Annotated in this window: 16 protein-coding genes; 12 read left to right on the top strand and 4 right to left on the bottom strand. The window is 41.1% G+C overall.

All coding sequences use genetic code 11. From position 1 onward, the window contains the following. The first annotated feature begins 2 nt into the window (after nucleotides 1–2). From BLS20_RS06495 to BLS20_RS06475, 5 genes are read left to right on the top strand one after another with little or no spacing between them, the layout of a single operon-like run. Nucleotides 3–329 carry a (2Fe-2S)-binding protein gene (locus BLS20_RS06495; RefSeq protein ID WP_090173464.1) on the top strand — a complete coding sequence of 109 codons (327 nt, stop codon included), beginning with the start codon at nucleotides 3–5 and terminating at the stop codon, nucleotides 327–329. Further along, nucleotides 329–1468 carry an NAD(P)/FAD-dependent oxidoreductase gene (locus BLS20_RS06490; protein WP_090173462.1) on the top strand — a complete coding sequence of 380 codons (1140 nt, stop codon included), beginning with the start codon at nucleotides 329–331 and terminating at the stop codon, nucleotides 1466–1468. The genes BLS20_RS06495 and BLS20_RS06490 overlap by 1 nt, the downstream gene beginning before the upstream one ends. 18 nt (nucleotides 1469–1486) lie before the next feature. Further along, nucleotides 1487–1864: a P-II family nitrogen regulator gene (locus tag BLS20_RS06485; RefSeq protein WP_090173460.1), complete on the top strand. Its 378-nt coding sequence runs from the start codon at nucleotides 1487–1489 to the stop codon at nucleotides 1862–1864. A gap of 45 nt (nucleotides 1865–1909) precedes the next feature. Continuing rightward, entirely contained in the window at nucleotides 1910–3364 is a 1455-nt protein-coding gene (locus BLS20_RS06480; protein ID WP_090173458.1) for an APC family permease, read from the top strand. 16 nt (nucleotides 3365–3380) lie between these two features. Then, complete coding sequence (locus BLS20_RS06475; protein WP_090173457.1) at nucleotides 3381–4523, top strand: tyramine oxidase subunit B; 1143 nt, start codon at nucleotides 3381–3383, stop codon at nucleotides 4521–4523. A gap of 83 nt (nucleotides 4524–4606) precedes the next feature. Here BLS20_RS06475 and BLS20_RS06470 read toward each other — a convergent pair whose 3' ends face one another. Next, nucleotides 4607–5053 carry a hypothetical protein gene (locus BLS20_RS06470; protein ID WP_090173455.1) on the bottom strand — a complete coding sequence of 149 codons (447 nt, stop codon included), beginning with the start codon at nucleotides 5051–5053 and terminating at the stop codon, nucleotides 4607–4609. Nucleotides 5054–5219: 166 nt separating this feature from the next. On the opposite strand from BLS20_RS06470, the gene tig reads away from it, so the two are divergent. The 6 genes from tig (at nucleotide 5220) to BLS20_RS06440 (ending at nucleotide 14164) form a co-directional block, all read left to right on the top strand. After that, complete coding sequence (gene tig, locus BLS20_RS06465; RefSeq protein ID WP_090173453.1) at nucleotides 5220–6404, top strand: trigger factor; 1185 nt, start codon at nucleotides 5220–5222, stop codon at nucleotides 6402–6404. Between the two features lie 91 nt (nucleotides 6405–6495). After that, nucleotides 6496–7887: an asparagine--tRNA ligase gene (asnS, locus tag BLS20_RS06460; RefSeq protein WP_090173657.1), complete on the top strand. Its 1392-nt coding sequence runs from the start codon at nucleotides 6496–6498 to the stop codon at nucleotides 7885–7887. Between the two features lie 9 nt (nucleotides 7888–7896). Continuing rightward, nucleotides 7897–8409, top strand: a complete 513-nt coding sequence (locus BLS20_RS06455) for a cob(I)yrinic acid a,c-diamide adenosyltransferase (RefSeq protein ID WP_090173452.1) — start codon at nucleotides 7897–7899, stop codon at nucleotides 8407–8409. 426 nt (nucleotides 8410–8835) lie between these two features. Continuing rightward, nucleotides 8836–11421 carry an ATP-dependent chaperone ClpB gene (gene clpB, locus BLS20_RS06450; protein ID WP_090173450.1) on the top strand — a complete coding sequence of 862 codons (2586 nt, stop codon included), beginning with the start codon at nucleotides 8836–8838 and terminating at the stop codon, nucleotides 11419–11421. 114 nt (nucleotides 11422–11535) lie between these two features. Further along, nucleotides 11536–12858 carry a replication-associated recombination protein A gene (locus tag BLS20_RS06445; RefSeq protein WP_090173448.1) on the top strand — a complete coding sequence of 441 codons (1323 nt, stop codon included), beginning with the start codon at nucleotides 11536–11538 and terminating at the stop codon, nucleotides 12856–12858. 16 nt (nucleotides 12859–12874) lie between these two features. Then, nucleotides 12875–14164 (top strand): aspartate aminotransferase type Ic, encoded by a 1290-nt coding sequence (locus BLS20_RS06440; RefSeq protein WP_090173446.1) that lies wholly within the window; start codon nucleotides 12875–12877, stop codon nucleotides 14162–14164. A gap of 263 nt (nucleotides 14165–14427) precedes the next feature. Here the strand turns inward: BLS20_RS06440 and mscL are convergent, their stop codons facing one another. Genes mscL through BLS20_RS06425 form a run of 3 tightly spaced genes read right to left on the bottom strand, consistent with a single transcriptional unit; the run spans nucleotide 14428 to nucleotide 16551 of the window. Continuing rightward, nucleotides 14428–14889: a large conductance mechanosensitive channel protein MscL gene (gene mscL, locus BLS20_RS06435; protein WP_090173444.1), complete on the bottom strand. Its 462-nt coding sequence runs from the start codon at nucleotides 14887–14889 to the stop codon at nucleotides 14428–14430. A gap of 19 nt (nucleotides 14890–14908) precedes the next feature. Continuing rightward, nucleotides 14909–15724: a pyrroline-5-carboxylate reductase gene (proC, locus tag BLS20_RS06430; protein ID WP_090173442.1), complete on the bottom strand. Its 816-nt coding sequence runs from the start codon at nucleotides 15722–15724 to the stop codon at nucleotides 14909–14911. A 32-nt stretch (nucleotides 15725–15756) separates the two neighbouring features. Further along, entirely contained in the window at nucleotides 15757–16551 is a 795-nt protein-coding gene (locus BLS20_RS06425; RefSeq protein ID WP_090173441.1) for an enoyl-CoA hydratase-related protein, read from the bottom strand. Between the two features lie 279 nt (nucleotides 16552–16830). On the opposite strand from BLS20_RS06425, the gene BLS20_RS06420 reads away from it, so the two are divergent. Beyond that, nucleotides 16831–17052, top strand: a complete 222-nt coding sequence (locus BLS20_RS06420; RefSeq protein ID WP_090173440.1) for a hypothetical protein — start codon at nucleotides 16831–16833, stop codon at nucleotides 17050–17052. Nucleotides 17053–17094: the final 42 nt, after the last annotated feature.

Raw genomic sequence — 17094 nt, 5'->3', positions numbered from 1 at the left:
ATATGAACTGTGTTGTAGATCGATCCGTCGATATTGGTGAATACATAGAAGCACCGGATGATGATATGCTCATCTGCCGATGCGAAGAAATTACAAAAGGTGAGATTCGAAGAGCTGTCCATGATGGAATGTGGACCGTTACGGAAGTAAGAAGATATCTACGAACGGGTATGGGACTTTGTCAGGGACAGACCTGTTCGAGACTGGTAAAGGGAATTATTGCTAGAGAACTTGGGGTATCACCGGCGCAGCTAGAACCTGCAACGGCCCGCTCACCGATGAGACCGACAGAGATGAGAATCTTTGGACATGAGGAGGTGGATGCGTAATGGAGAATAAAGCAGATGTCATTATTGTTGGCGGCGGCGTAATCGGTTGCGCGACAGCTTATTATCTGTCAAAGAGAGGAAAATCCGTCATTGTATTAGAAGGTAGTGATCATATCGGAAATGGTGGTTCTTCCAGAAACGGAGGCGGCGTCAGACAGTCCGGACGTGATCCTAGAGAACTTCCGCTTGCCATGTATGGAATTAAGAATTTGTGGCCGGGACTTTCAAAAGAACTTGGTGTGAACTGTGAGTATCACAAGGAAGGAAATTTAAGACTAGGTAAGACGCCGGCGCATCTTAAAATCTTACAAGGTCTGACAGACAGAGCAGTCGAGTGTGGTCTAGATGTTCGGATGATTGATGCAGAAGAAGTAAAGAAGATTAATCCGCATCTATCAGATGAAGTAATCGGAGCAAGTTGGTGCCCGACAGACGGACATGCGAATCCGATGATTACAACGCTTGCATTTTACAGAAAAGCAAGACAGCTTGGAGCAAGATTTATTACCGGAGAAAAGGTGGTTCGTTTACGAAAGATAAGAGGCCGCTTAAGAGAGGTTATCACAGAACATGACAACGTGTACGAGGCTGATTATGTAGTCGTGGCCGCAGGATATGAATCCAGAGATATCCTGGCAACCGTCGGAATTGATGTTCCGATGCATAAAGACCTTATGGAGTGTCTGGTAACGGAAGCTGAGCCGCATATGTTTAACCAGATGCTCGGAACGGCGGAAGCTGATTTTTATGGTCATCAGTCGGATCATGGATCCTTTGTATTCGGAGGATCTTCCGGTCTTGAGACGGACAACAAAGATGGCGGAACACCGGATTCACCGGGGAATAATGCCATTACGGCGCCGTGTATCTGCCGAGGTATTATGAAGTATTTTCCGGAACTTCAGGATGCCAAAATTGTCAGAACATGGGCCGGCTATATCGACACCTGTGCAGACGGCGTTCCGGTATTGGGAATGACCGATGAGGTTCCGGGACTTGTTATTGCATGCGCCTTTACAGGTCATGGTTTCGGGATTGCACCGGCAGTCGGAGAACAGCTCGCGATGCTGATTATCGATGGAAAGACAAAGGTCGATATCAGCCAGCTAAGATATAACCGCTTTAAAGCGAAAATTTAACATCAGGAGGAAAGACATATGAAAGTTGCGATCGAAGAGTTATCAAAAGTAGAAATTATTACCAAGGAAGCAAAAGTTGCCGAGCTGGTAAAAGGATTTGGAAAGTTTGGAATTACGGGTATGACCATTTATTCGGCAAAGGGATGTGGAGTACAGATGGGAACCCGTGAATATGAAGTTGAAAAAAATGAAGAGCCATTGTTGTTATCCAAACAGGTTGTCATGGTTGTTCTTCCGACGGCAGAAGTAGATTCTTTCTTAGAATATGTGGAAAAGGAACTCTACACCGGCCATATAGGTGATGGCAAGATCTTTGTCACACCGGTTACCAATGCGATTCGAGTACGAACCGGAGAAGAAGGAATGGAGGCGCTAAAAGAAGGCGCACTCGATTAATTCATAAAAATAAGTTGCAAAAAGATTTGTTAGGAGGAACACGATATGAATGGAAAGAAATTAGGCCTTGGCAGTGTTATTGCCACGGGTGTGGGACTGGTTGTCGGCTCCAGTTGCCTAATGTCTTTGGGACTTGGCGTTTCCGCAATCGGTCTGACATTTGTTATTACGATGATTATCGCATGCGTTGTGAATATCTTTACTCTGATGTCAATTGCCGAACTGAATTCGCTAATGCCGGATTTGACCGGTGGCCTGGCGCAGTTTTCACTGGCTTGTGTAGGACCGTTTGTGACCATCATCTGTATGGTAGGCGGATATGCACTGTGTAATTCGCTGGCGGGATCGGTAGAAGGAGCAATGTTTGGAAATACATTTGCCGGTATGTTCGAGAATATGAATATTCCGGCGTGGATATTTACCGTGATACTAGTTTTGATTTTGATGGTGACTAATCTTAATGGCGTTGATGTCTTTATCAAAGTACAGGACTTTGTGGCATTTGCCCTGATTGCTTCGATGGTGGTTATGGGTGTTATGGGAGCACTTGGAATCGGCGTCGGTGAAGTGGTAGAGCAGCCAAGCGTTCTGGCATCTGATTTTAAGAGCGTAACAGGATTATGCGGATTGGCATTCTTCCTTTTTGTGGGAGGCGAATATGTAATCCCTTTGACAAAGGAAACAAAAAACGCCAAGCGAAATATTCCGCTTGGAATGGTGCTTAGCATGGTTATCATCTTAGGAATGCAGACATTTTTAAGCATCGGATTTCGCAATTATACACAGTGGGGAGAGCTTGGAGCAAGTACAACGCCGCATATCTTATTCGGACAGATGCTTCTTGGACCACTTGGAAAATACTGGATGCTGATTGTAACGCTGCTTGCAGCCATCAGTTCAGTTAATACGATTATGTCATCGCTATCTTATATCCTGATGGGGATGTCAAAGATTGGGTTACTTCCGGAATTTTTCCAAAAGACAAATAAAAAGAAAGCGCCTTATATTGGGATTTTGATTGAAGCGGGTGTATTTATCCTATTAAATGTAACAGGATTATCTACAACGGATTCGATTTCCTATATGATTTCCGTTCTGGCAGTGCTGTGGTTAATCAGTTATATCATTTCTAATCTGAATGTTTTGCTACTAAGAAGGAGACTTCCGAAAGCACCAAGGAACTTTAAATTGCCGTTTGGCCCGCTGATTCCTATCTTGGGAATGGCTGGTTCGGCGTATATGATTTACAACATTGATCCCGATGTGGCGGTGAAGTTGTCTTTGTATAAAGTCGTGGCGATTGTTGTCATCATCCTTGCGGTATACGCATTTTTCTGGGTGAGATTTAAAGTGAAACGGCCACTGTTTAAGCCGTACCCGGTTAAAGAAGTGATGGCAATGGAAAATGAGTTATATAACGAATATCACAGGAAAAGAAAATCATCTAAGCCGGATGAAACGAATCCGGATGAAACAGATATCAATATAGCAGCAGAATAAGCAGGAGGATAAAACAATGAGCGATACAAAATTAGATTTATTATATTTAAGTGAACCGGATATGATTAAGGCAGGCGTTAATGATGTGGTTGCCTGCACAGAATGTATGGAAGAGTTATTAATTACCATGGATAAGGGGGATTATCTGATGGGTGGAGAAAATGGAAATTCTCACGGTTGTATGGTGACATTTCCAGAACACCCACTGTTCCCGAATATGCCTAAGAATGGCCCTGACAGAAGATTTATGGCAATGCCTGCATATGTCGGCGGTGAGACAGATATGGCAGGAATGAAGTGGTACGGTTCTAATGTGGAAAACAGGGAAAAAGGGCTTCCGCGTTCCATCCTAATGGTCATGTTAAATGATAAGGATACCGGAGCACCACTTTCTTTGATGTCGGCCAACCTGTTATCTGCTTATCGTACTTCCGGAATTCCGGGAGCAGGTGTTAAAAACCTGGCTTTGGAAAATGCTGAAGTTCTTGGAATCGTAGGACCGGGCGTTATTAACATTACGGCGATTGAGACATTTGCAGCGCTTCGACCATCACTTCACACATTGAAAATCAAGGGAAGAGGAAAAGAGTCTATCGACCGCTGTATCTCCTATGTGAAGGAACATCTGCCGCAGTTTACGACAATCACTGTAGTAGATACGATTGAAGAGTGTGTGCGTGATTCTGATATCTTAAGTTTCGCAACATCGACAACGATGGGAATGGACAGAAGCGCATATCCATTTATTGATGAATCATGGATAAAGCCTGGTGCACTGTTTTGTATTCCGGGCTCCGGAGATTTTTCTGATGAATATATCTGCTCCGGTAAGCCGAAACTGGTTTGCGACAATATTAAACTGTATGAAGCATGGGCAGAAGAGTATCCTTATCCGACTTACAATGAAATCTACATTCCGGGTAGCTTATGGCTGGACCTTGTACATGATGGTAAGCTTGATAAGAGTGAGATTAAGAATCTTGGAGCAATCCTGGCGGGAAAGGAAAAAGGCCGTGAGTCTGACGATCAGGTTATCATCTACTCTGTTGGTGGTATGCCGGTAGAAGATGTGGCATGGGGAAAGAAGTGCTATGAAAAAGCGTTGGAACTTGGCATTGGAACAAAACTGAATCTGTGGGAACAGCCGGCACTGTTCTAAATGAATCGAATATAAGAAAACAAAAAAGGAAATTGTCGCGATGTGTGACAATTTCCTTTTTAAACGTTTATAATCTTGTAGTTTTATTTTCTGCCATTGAAAAGACGATCGATAAATCCCTGTTTCTTCTCCGGTGTTTCAAGTGCTCCACGAAGACCTTTAACTCCGGTAAGATACAATCCGCTGACAGTTCCTTTGATTTCCTTTTTGACCGGAACCATATCGAAGATATCTGGTTCACAGATGAAGGATGAAATCTTAGGTCCAATCTTAGCTTTTACGATTGGAATCTTGCGACCAAGCATTCTTTTTGGAACCTGATCTAAAACGAACTGAGGGAATCCTGCATCACGTAATTTCATCTTCTTTTTGTCGATAATCAACATAGAATAGGTCTGTGCAACTTTATCAATCTCTACTTGTTGTTCATCACGCTTACGTTGTGCCCTCTTACCAAGTATGGTCAAGACGATAATAACAACGACCAAAGCAGCTATAATAATTATCATTGCAATGATTGCTGGACTCAATTTTTCTTCCTCCTAAGTTCTATAAACTCGAGATTCATTGTAACATTGATTCTGTTAAAAATCAATGAAAAGGGTTTATATTTTTCACTAAATATGGTATCTTTAATGAATGTGAGAATGTATTTTGTGGAAACAGAATAAATGTAAGGAAGAAAGGTTAGGAATTATGGAGTTGAGACGAATTGCAGTATTGGCTTGTGCCGGATTAATGGCAGTTTCAATTGTGGGATGTGGAAAAGCATCGGATGGAACCAGTACCAGTACAAGTACATCAGAAACAGCACAAGAGGAGATTGAGTATACAGCACTTGATTATGTGAAATTGGGTGATTATAAAGGTGTTGAAGTATCTTTGAATGCTTCTGATTATGAAGTGACGGATGATGATGTTAAGGAACAGGTTGAGTCTGATATTTCCAGTAATCCGGTTTATGTAAAAGCAAAAGGGGATACGGTTAAGGAAGACTCTTTGGTGAATGTAGATTATACCGGTAAAATAGATGGAGAAGCATTTGATGGCGGAAGTGCAGAGGATGTGAATCTTGATATAGCGAATAATGCAACAACGAGTGGTTCAAGCTTTATCGACGGATTTTGTGAAGGACTTGTTGGGGCAAAGGTTGGCGATACAGTTGATGTTAATGTAACGTTTCCGGATGATTATTCCAATGAAGATTATGCAGGTAAAGATGCGGTATTTACCTTTACCATCAATAAATTAATAAAACAAAAAGACATTACTTATGACAATATGACAGATGATTATGTATCTGAAAACCTTGGTTATGATACAAAAGAAGAATATCTAGAAGCTGTTAAAGAAAATCTTGAAAGTACAGCGGAAAGCCAGAAGACTTCAGATACACAAAGCGCTGTAATCAGTGCAGTAGTTGAAAATGCAACTGTTAACGGAACACCGGATGGTCTTTTGGAAATGCGGGTTTCCATGTATAAGGCAAGTATGGAATCTTCTTGTGAAGCATACGGCATTTCGCTTGAAGATTATATTTCCACTTATATGGGTATGACAGAAGATGAGTTCGATGAGCAGGTAGAGACCTATATGAGTGAAACCGTGAAGGAAGAAGAAGTTCTTCGTGCGGTTGCGGAAACAGAGGATATGGAAGTTACAGATGATGAGCTTGACGAATATATTTCCGGCTTAATCAGTAGCTATGGATATGAGGATGAGAGTGCCCTTTATGAAGAATATTCTAAGAGTTATATTTCTAATTCTTATCTGTATTATTCTAAGGTGGCGCAGTTCCTTGTAGATAATGCGAAGGTTACTTTTTCGGAGGATGATGAATCAGACGATACGGAAAGTTCTGATTCTTCTACATCAGAATAATAAGCAGGCGATGGCCGTGGTGGATGATTCCTGCCGCGGCCTGTTTTTCTTTACGGGAAACTTTTACACAACAGGAAATGGAGAATCTGGTATGAAACTTATAGACATCAGGGAGATATTTCAAAATCCGAATCCGTATTTTGAACAGGAAGTGAGCATAGGCGGATGGGTACGTTCGATTCGCAATTCCAAAACATTTGGGTTTATTGTGATAAATGATGGAACGTTTTTTGAGCCAATTCAGGTCGTATATACAAATGAGTTGGACAATTTTGAGGAAGTGGAAAAACTCAATGTTGGAGCAGCACTTGTGGTAACCGGTGTTTTGGTGGAGACTCCAAATGCAAAACAGCCATTTGAGATACAGGCATCAAAGGTTGAAGTGGAGGGGGCATCTACCTCGGATTATCCACTGCAAAAAAAGAGACATTCTTTTGAATATCTAAGAACGATTTCACATTTAAGACCAAGAACCAATACATTTGAAGCAGTTTTTCGTGTTCGTTCGGTTCTATCCTATGCAATTCATAAATTTTTTCAGGAGCGTGATTTTGTTTATGTGCATACGCCGATTATTACCGGCAGTGATTGTGAAGGCGCAGGTGAAATGTTTCAGGTAACGACACTGGACCTTAATAATGTTCCTCAAGATGAAGCAGGAGAGATTGATTACGGGCAGGACTTTTTTGGAAAACCGGCAAATCTTACGGTATCCGGGCAGCTAAATGGGGAAGCCTATGCGATGGCATTTAAGAAGATTTATACATTTGGGCCGACTTTTCGAGCTGAGAATTCGAACACGACACGCCATGCTGCAGAGTTTTGGATGATTGAACCAGAGATTGCATTTGCAGATTTATATGATGACATGATCTTGGCAGAGGAAATGCTTAAATATATCATTCGCTATGTGACAGAGCATGCAAAAGAGGAAATTGATTTTTTTGATTCCTTTGTTGATAAAGGATTAAAGCAGCGTTTGCGCAACGTGCTGGAAAATGATTTTGCCAGAATCACTTATACGGAGGCAGTCGAAATTTTGGCAAAACAAAATGACCGATTTGATTATAAGGTGACCTGGGGCTGTGATTTGCAGACGGAGCATGAACGCTATCTGACGGAGGAAATATTTAAACGACCAGTCTTTGTAACGGATTATCCAAAAGAAATTAAGGCATTTTATATGAAAATGAATGAAGATGGTCGAACGGTTGCGGCAGTAGACTGTTTGGTACCGGGAATCGGCGAGATTATTGGCGGTTCGCAAAGGGAAGATAATCTGGATAAATTAAAGCAGCGAATGATGGAACTTCAAATGAGTGAAAAAGATTATGAATTCTATCTGGATTTACGAAAGTATGGTTCGGCACGTCATGCCGGATTCGGATTGGGATTCGAAAGATGTTTGATGTATTTGACGGGAATGCAAAATATCAGAGATGTTGTGCCGTTTCCAAGAACTGTTAAGAACTGCGAGCTATAGGAGTATAGGATGTTACATTTATATATAGGAGATGGAAAAGGAAAGACAACTGCGGCAATGGGACTTGCGCTTAGAGCAGCGGGAAGAGGACATCATGTTGTGATTGGCCAGTTTTTAAAAGGTGGCTCTAGTGGGGAAGTGGAAGCATTTTCCTATGTGCCGGGAATTGATGTGATTTCTTATTCGGGGCTGGTTAAGTTTACCATAAGCATGACAAAAGAGGAGCTAAAAAGCGCACAGACTAATTATCCGAAGTATTTCGAGTCCTTGGTGGATACCGCTATAAATCGAAGAGCCGGCGTTGTTGTCTGGGATGAAATATTAGATGCTGTAAATGCAAACCTTCTGCAAGTGGACGAGGTTCTTGCGGCAATAAAAAAGCTTCAGGATTGTGAAATTATTATGACCGGAAGAAATCCGAAAGTGGAGTTTATAGAGAAAGCAGATTATATATCTGAAATTAAAAAAATCAAACATCCATTTGATCGAGGAATCAAAGCAAGAGAAGGAATTGAGTATTAACTCAGTCGGAGAAATCCCCCACCTCTAAGCGTTAGCGTAGGTGGGGGATTTCTCCGACTGAGTTAAACGCTCCGCGAGGATGCGCACGGATTCGGACAGGAATTTGTCTGCTGAAGCAGACCCGAATCCGGCGCGCAAGACTCGCGAGCGAGTCTTGACTTCGGTTAAGAGGGGGATTGCGTGTATCCCTTTTGTAACCTTTGAAATGTTATGCTATCTACATAATAAAGAATAAATGGTGTTACATTGATATAAATTATGTAGAGTGAACGCTGTAGAGATAAGTTCTTGAATGGAAAGATATCTCTGCAGCGAATTTTTATGGAAAATTTTCTGACAATATTAGCACTCAACTCTTGACAGTGCTAACAAAAGGTGCTATTTTATGGTTGTGAGAATCCTTATGGGTGGAAGGAGGAGTGCAATATGAATATTCAAAAGTTTACACAAAAATCGATTGAAGCAGTGCAAGAATGCGAGAAGATAGCGGTAGCGAATGATCATCAGGAAATTGAGCAAGAACATTTGCTGTGCGCATTGTTAGAGCAGGAAGGTGGATTGCTTGGAAATCTTCTCGAGAAGATGGATGTTGACGTAAATAGCTTGCTTATGGAGGTGAGAAATCTTCTCGGGAAACGGCCGAAGGTATCCGGCGGTCAGAATTATGTTGGGCAGGCTTTGAACAAGGTATTGATTTGTGCAGAAGATGAAGCCAAGAAGATGGGGGATTCTTATGTATCGGTTGAACATCTGTTTTTAAGCATGTTAAAGTATCCAAATAAGGATATCAAACAGTTGTTAAAGGAATATAATATCAATCGAAATAACTTTATGACAGCACTTAATAGTGTTCGTGGTGATAAAAAAGTTGATACGGATCATCCGGAAGATACCTATGATACGCTGGAAAAGTATGGATTTGATATGGTGCAGCGTGCGCGAGAACAAAAGCTTGACCCTGTAATTGGAAGAGATAGTGAGATTCGAAACGTTGTGCGTATTTTGTCACGTAAGACAAAGAATAATCCGGTGCTCATAGGAGAACCGGGCGTAGGTAAGACGGCTGTTGTAGAAGGACTTGCACAGCGTATTGTTAAGGGAGATGTACCGGAAGGTTTGAAGGATAAAATCCTATATGCACTTGATATGGGAGCGCTGGTAGCAGGGGCAAAATATCGTGGTGAATTTGAGGAACGTCTAAAAGCTGTATTGGACGAAGTGAAGAACTCTGATGGACAGATTATTCTCTTTATAGATGAACTTCATACAATTGTCGGAGCAGGCAAAACGGATGGAGCGTTAGATGCAGGAAATATGTTAAAGCCACTTTTGGCGAGGGGCGAACTTCATTGTATTGGAGCGACTACACTAGATGAATATCGTGAATATATAGAAAAAGATGCAGCTCTTGAAAGACGTTTTCAACCGGTGCATGTGGAAGAACCGACCGTGGAGGATACGATTTCCATCCTTCGTGGCCTGAAAGAGCGCTATGAAGTCTTTCATGGAGTAAAGATTGCAGATGCAGCTTTGGTGAGTGCAGCGACATTGTCCAATCGATATATATCAGATAGATTTTTGCCGGATAAGGCAATTGACCTTGTAGATGAAGCTTGCGCGCTGGTGAAGACAGAACTTGATTCTATGCCGGCACAGCTTGATGAGATGAATCGCAAATTAATGCAACTTGAGATTGAGGAAATGGCGCTTAAGAAAGAGACCGATCGCCTATCTCAGCAAAGACTTTCGGATCTGCAAAAAGAGATTGCAGAACTTCGAAGCGAATTTAATGAACAAAAATCCAAATGGGATAATGAAAAGAAGTCTGTCGAAAAGGTGCAGCTCATTCGTGAGGAACTTGAGCAGGTGAGAAAAGAAATTGAGATTGCGCAGCAACAATACGACTTAGAAAAGGCTGCGCAGCTTCAATATGGACGTCTGCCTCAATTAGAACAGGAATTAAAGGCGGAAGAAGAAGCTGTGCGTAGGCAGGATCGTTCGTTGGTTCATGAAAATGTCAGCGATGAAGAAATCGCAAGGATTATTTCGAGATGGACTGGTATTCCGGTAGCAAAGCTAACAGAATCAGAACGAAATAAAACGCTTCATCTAGATGAAGAATTGCACAAACGAGTTGTGGGTCAAGATGAGGCAGTTACGAAAGTAACAGAAGCTATCATTCGATCAAAAGCCGGTATCAAAGATCCGGGAAAACCAATTGGTTCATTTTTGTTCCTGGGACCGACCGGGGTTGGTAAGACGGAGCTGGCAAAGGCTTTGGCGCAAAGTCTGTTTGACGATGAAAATAATATGGTTCGAATTGATATGAGTGAATATATGGAAAAGTATTCGGTATCAAGACTCATTGGAGCGCCTCCGGGATATGTTGGATATGAAGAAGGAGGACAACTTACAGAAGCAGTTCGAAGAAAACCATATAGTGTGGTATTGTTTGACGAAGTAGAAAAAGCGCATCCGGATGTATTTAACGTATTACTTCAGGTACTTGATGATGGGCGAATCACAGATTCTCAGGGAAGAACCGTAGATTTTAAAAATACCATTTTAATTATGACCTCTAATCTGGGTTCGGAATTTTTGTTAGAGGGAATTGAAGAGGATGGAAGCATCAAGGAATCGGCGAAAGAAAGTGTGATGAGCCGGGTACATAGTAATTTCAGACCGGAGTTTTTGAACAGACTAGATGAAATCATCATGTTTAAACCGCTGACAAAAGCTTATATTCAAGATATTATGAAGTTGTTGATGGCGGATCTTAACCGGCGTGTATCAGATCGCGAGCTTACAATTACGCTTACGGATGAGGCGGCCGATTATATAGCGGATGCAGCTTATGATCCATCCTATGGAGCAAGACCAATTAAGCGTTATCTGCAAAAAACAGTGGAAACGTTAGCTGCAAAATGTATTTTGGCAGATGAGGTTGAGGAAGGTGATACCATCGTAATTAGTCTAGAACAAGGAAAATTGACAGCAACTGTTCCGGCTTAAATCGAATCAAAAAAAGAAAAGTTGCATTTCAAATGTAAAGTACTTATAATAGGAAAGAAACAAAGGGGCTTTAGATGTTTTTAGGCCCCTTTTTTTGAGGTAAAGGAGGGCATGATGGATCTGTTTGAATATATGAGAAATCAGGAAATGGAAAGCAGTGCTCCCCTTGCGTCAAGAATGCGACCGACAACTTTGGAAGAAGTGGTAGGTCAGGAGCATATTGTTGCGAAGGATAAGATGTTGTACCGGGCAATTAAAGCGGATCGGTTGTCATCTGTAATTTTTTATGGTCCGCCGGGGTGTGGAAAGACAACACTGGCGAAAGTGATTGCAGGTTCGACTAGCGCTGAATTTACCCAGATTAATGCGACTGCTGCCGGTAAAAAAGATATGGAACAGGTAGTAGAAAAGGCAAAGAAGACAATGGGGATGTATCAGAAGAAGACCATCTTGTTTATTGATGAGATACATCGTTTTAATAAAGGGCAACAAGATTATCTGCTTCCTTTTGTGGAAGATGGAACGATTACGCTTATTGGAGCAACAACAGAGAATCCGTATTTTGAAGTAAATGGAGCGTTGCTGTCTAGATCCATTATATTTGAATTAAAATCTTTAGAAGTTTCGGATATAAAGAAGCTGTTGCAAAGAGCACTAAGCAACGAAGAAAAAGGACTAGGAGCATTTCAGGCGCAGGCTGATGATGAGGCACTTGAATTTCTGGCGGATGTTGCAAATGGCGATGCAAGAAGCGCATTGACAGCTCTTGAACTTGGGGTAATGACCACACAGCCGGATCAAGATGGGATCATTCATATAACAAAAGAGATTGCATCTGAATGTATTCAAAAAAGGATAGTAAAGTATGATAAGGATGGAGATTCGCATTTTGATACCATCTCTGCATTTATAAAAAGTGTCCGTGGTTCCGATCCGGATGCAGCAGTCTATTATCTGGCCAGAATGCTTTATGCAGGGGAAGATATTAAATTTATTGCCAGACGGCTTATGATTCTGGCATCAGAAGATGTGGGAAATGCAGATCCGTATGCACTTACAGTTGCGGTCTCCTGCGCACAGGCTGTTGAGAGAATAGGAATGCCAGAGGCACAGATTGTCCTATCGCAAGCAGTCTGCTATCTTGCATCGGCGCCAAAAAGCAATGCCGCTTATATGGCAATTGAAAAGGCTTCACAGGCAGTAGAAAAGACGAAGACAGATTCTATTCCGGTTCATTTGCAGGATGCACATTATAAGGGCGCTGCGAGGCTTGGGCATGGAATCGGATATCAATATGCGCATGATTTTCCGCAGCATTATGTAAAGCAGCAATATCTGCCGGATTCATTGGTCGGAAGTAAGTTTTATCATCCAACCCAGATTGGATATGAAAAGAAGATATATGATCATCTAAAAGAATTAGAAGATTTAGATTAGATTTAGGAGGAATAAGATGGAACCATATGCATCAATGTCAAAAGAAGAATTATTAGAAGAGAGAAAAAAAGTAAAAGCTGTCTATAAGGAATACCAAAATAGTGAGCTTCATTTGGATATGTCCAGAGGAAAACCTTCTACCGCACAGCTTGATCTTTCCATGGGAATGATGGATGTGCTTAGCTCAGATGCGGATCTTCGCTGTGAAGATGGAACAGATTGTCGTAATTATGGTGTGCTAGATGGAATTCATGAGGCAAAAGTGCTTTTAGGCGACATGATAGAATGTAATCCGGATAATATTATTATTTACGGTAATTCTTCCTTGAATGTGATGTATGATACGATTTCACGTTCTATGACACATGGTGTAATGGGAAGTACACCGTGGTGCAAATTAGATAAAGTAAAATTCCTATGTCCTGTTCCGGGTTATGATAGACATTTTGCGATTACAGAACATTTTGGGATTGAGATGATTAACATTCCGATGCATTCAACCGGTCCGGATATGGATATGGTAGAGCAGCTTGTATCTAGTGATGCATCTATAAAGGGAATCTGGTGTACGCCAAAGTATTCCAATCCAACCGGAATCACCTATTCTGATGAGACGGTTCGTCGTTTTGCAAGATTGAAGCCTGCAGCACCTGACTTTAGAATATATTGGGACAATGCATATGGCGTTCATCATTTATATGATATGGATCAGGATAATCTTATTGAGATTTTGGCAGAATGTAAGAGAGCCGGTAATCCGGATATGGTATATAAATTTGCATCGACATCTAAGATTTCATTTCCGGGTTCAGGCGTTGCCTGTATAGCAACTTCACTTAATAACCTTGAAGATATTAAAAAACAGTTGAAGGTACAGACAATTGGACATGATAAGGTTAATGAACTTCGCCATGTACGTTTCTTCCAGGATATTCATGGAATTTATGAGCATATGATGAAACATGCGGATATTATGCGTCCGAAGTTTGAATTGATTTTGAATCGGTTAGATGAAGAGATTACCGGATTAGAAATCGGAAAATGGTATACACCAAAGGGCGGCTATTTTATCTGTTTTGAAGCGCTTGAAGGTTGTGCCAAAAAGATCGTCTCACGTTGTAAAAAAGCAGGTGTACAGATGACGCCTGCAGGTGCGCCATTTCCATATGGAAAGGATCCGCATGATAGCGTGATTCGAATTGCACCATCTTATCCTTCTATGGAGGATCTGCGTATGGCGGTAGAAGTGTTTATTGTATGTGTAAAACTGGTAAGTATCGATAAGCTTTTAGAAGAAATGGAATAAAAATGGAAATGAAAAAAGCAACCGGATAATAGGTTGCTTTTTTCAAATCATAAAAATAAGATAGGGAGTTATATGTTGTTTATAGGTATTATTTTGTTTATCGCAAAATTATAATATCGAGAATTTATGTCCAGGATGTGGCAAAACAATAAAACGTTTCTAAAATGATTCTTAAGAAAAACTAATGGGAGAATAGTACCACGAAAAGAAGACGAAAAAAACCCGAAGATATGCTCTTGTAAGATATCTTCGGGCGTTTTATTTTATTTTGCAGGATCTACAAAGCCTTCTAAAGGAGTTGTACATTGTGGGCATCTTTTTGCTATAATTGGAATCTCACTAGCACAATATGGGCATTCTTTTGTAGTAGGATCTGCAGCCTCTTCTTTTTTGCTTTTCTCGATCATTTTGTTAATCCCTTTGATTATTAAGAACAAAATAAATGCAATAATGACAAAGTAGATTACGTATCCAATAAATGAGCCGTATTTTATAACGGCAGCACCGGCTTCTTCGGCCTGTGCAAGGGAATCATAATGATTTCCATCAAGTGATACAAACAGATTGGAAAAATCAATATTTCCGGTAAAAAGACCTAGGAGTGGCATGATGATATCATCTACAACAGAATTAACAATTGCTGTAAATGCACTACCGATAATCATACCGATAGCGAGATCAAGCATATTGCCTCTTAGGGCAAATTCTTTGAATTCCTTAAACATAATCTTCTCCTTCTTTTTTTTATTTTTTCTTAGACATCTCTCGTGACATTTCAGAACATGCTAACTGAGCGCTGATGACAGCATCACGAAATCCCTTTTCTTCAAGTTTGGCAACCGCCTTGATTGTCGTTCCGGCAGGGGAGCAGACGGCATCCTTTAATACCCCCGGATGTTCACCTGTCTCAAGAACCATTTTGGCAGCACCGTAAACGGACTGTGCGGCAAATTTATAAGCTTGTGCACGTGGCATGCCATCACATACAGCGGCATCCGCCATAGCCTCAATAAACATATAGACATAGGCTGGAGAAGAACCACTGATGCCGACAACGGCATCCATAAGAGATTCCTTTACAACTTCGCATTTGCCGAAGCTGTTAAATACTTTGCAGGCAAAAGAAATTTGCTCATCGTTAATCTCTTCATTTGGAGATAAAGCACTCATAGCTTCGCCAACAAGTGCCGGTGTATTAGGCATAACACGAATCAGGTTGACTGTTTTGCCAAAGGCTTCTTCGATTGCAGCAATCGGTGTACCGGCAGCAATGGAAATAATGACCTTATCGTTTGTAATGACATCTTTGATTTGAGAGATGACATCGCGGATGATATTAGGCTTAACAGCCAAGAACAAATAATCGGCAAATGTTGCAACTTCTTTATTATCAGTTGTGGTTTTGATAGAAAAGCGTTCCTTTATGGAAGCTAATTTATCTTCCATAGGATCGCTTACCATTACATGGTCGGCATCTACGAGCTTTGATTGAATGATTCCGCCAATCATAGCACTGCCCATATTGCCGCTTCCGATGAAACCAATTTTAATATTTGACATAATATACGAGCTCCTTTGTAGGTAATAGCAGATTAGAAATCAGTAAGGTCAGGTTTTCTTCTTTCAAGAAAAGCGCTCATGCCTTCTGTTTTGTCATGTGTTGAGCAAGTAATGCCAAAGAGATTGGCTTCCATTTCAACCGCATTTTTAATATCCATATCGTAACCATTGTTGATGGCTGCCTTGGCAACGGCAATAGCATAGCTTGCCTTAGAAGCGATTTTTGCAGCCATTTCCTTAGCAGTGCTCATAAGTTCTTCTTTCGGTACGACCTTATTAACCAATCCAATTCGATAAGCTTCCTGTGCATCGATTGTATCACAGGTAAAAATCAGTTCTTTGGCGCGACCCATTCCGACTAATCTTGCAAGACGCTGTGTTCCACCAAATCCAGGGATGATGCCAAGACCGGTTTCAGGTTGTCCGAAAGAAGCGTTGTCGGATGCAATACGAATATCGCAGGCCATAGAAATCTCGCATCCACCGCCGAGCGCAAAACCATTAACAGCAGCGATGGTAACCTGACGCATGTTCATTAATTTAAAGAAAGGAACCGATGCACGCATTCCAAAGGCACGAGCCTGTGCAGCAGTAAAGTTCACCATTTCTGAGATATCAGCTCCGGCTACGAAAGACTTGAATTCATTGCCTTTCTTATCAGCACCGCCGGTCAGAATTACGACCTTAATATCATCGCGAGCTTCAATCTCTGTTAATACTTCGTTTAATTCATCTAATGTTTCGCTGTTTAATGCATTTAACGCAGCCGGTCTTGTGATGGTAAGAACAGCAATCTCGTTTTCTACAGCTAATGTTAAGTTGTTCATGTAAATGACTCCTCCTTTTTCTTGGTAAGTAGCGTATTTCGCGCACCTTTTGTTTATATAAATTTTATTTTTTTTACAAGTTTTTGTCAATGAAATTATGAAGCATCAAAACGTTTGAAACGGATGAATCCGAAATTAAGATAAGAGAATGGTTGAAAGTTGAGAAAGATAGTGTTAAAATGTAATTGCAAACGAATGGTATACCAATTGGTATCCGCAAAATATAGTTAGAATATATAGCAACTATACATAATGTTGAGAGAGGAAGGGGATCTTAATATGATTAAATATGAAGGAAAAACCGTTGAGGCAGTTTGTATTAGTCAGTTGGAAAAAAGTTTGAAAAAAGAATCCAAGGGAAAGATGCCTTTTGTCACCCGTAAGAATCTTGCGCGCCGAGTGGTGAGGGAAGAAGCGCAAAAGGGCGGTCTAGACATTCATGTTGATTTGGAAAAGAAAGCACAGCAACTGGTTAAGGAATATTTTGCTGAGGCCGTATAGCTTGTACAATTTTAACTCAGTCGGAGTACAAGCTCCGACTGA

The sequence above is a fragment of the Eubacterium oxidoreducens genome, from assembly GCF_900104415.1.
GTDB classification, from domain to species: domain Bacteria; phylum Bacillota; class Clostridia; order Lachnospirales; family Lachnospiraceae; genus Eubacterium_C; species Eubacterium_C oxidoreducens.
This window is presented reverse-complemented; position numbering and strand designations above follow the sequence as displayed.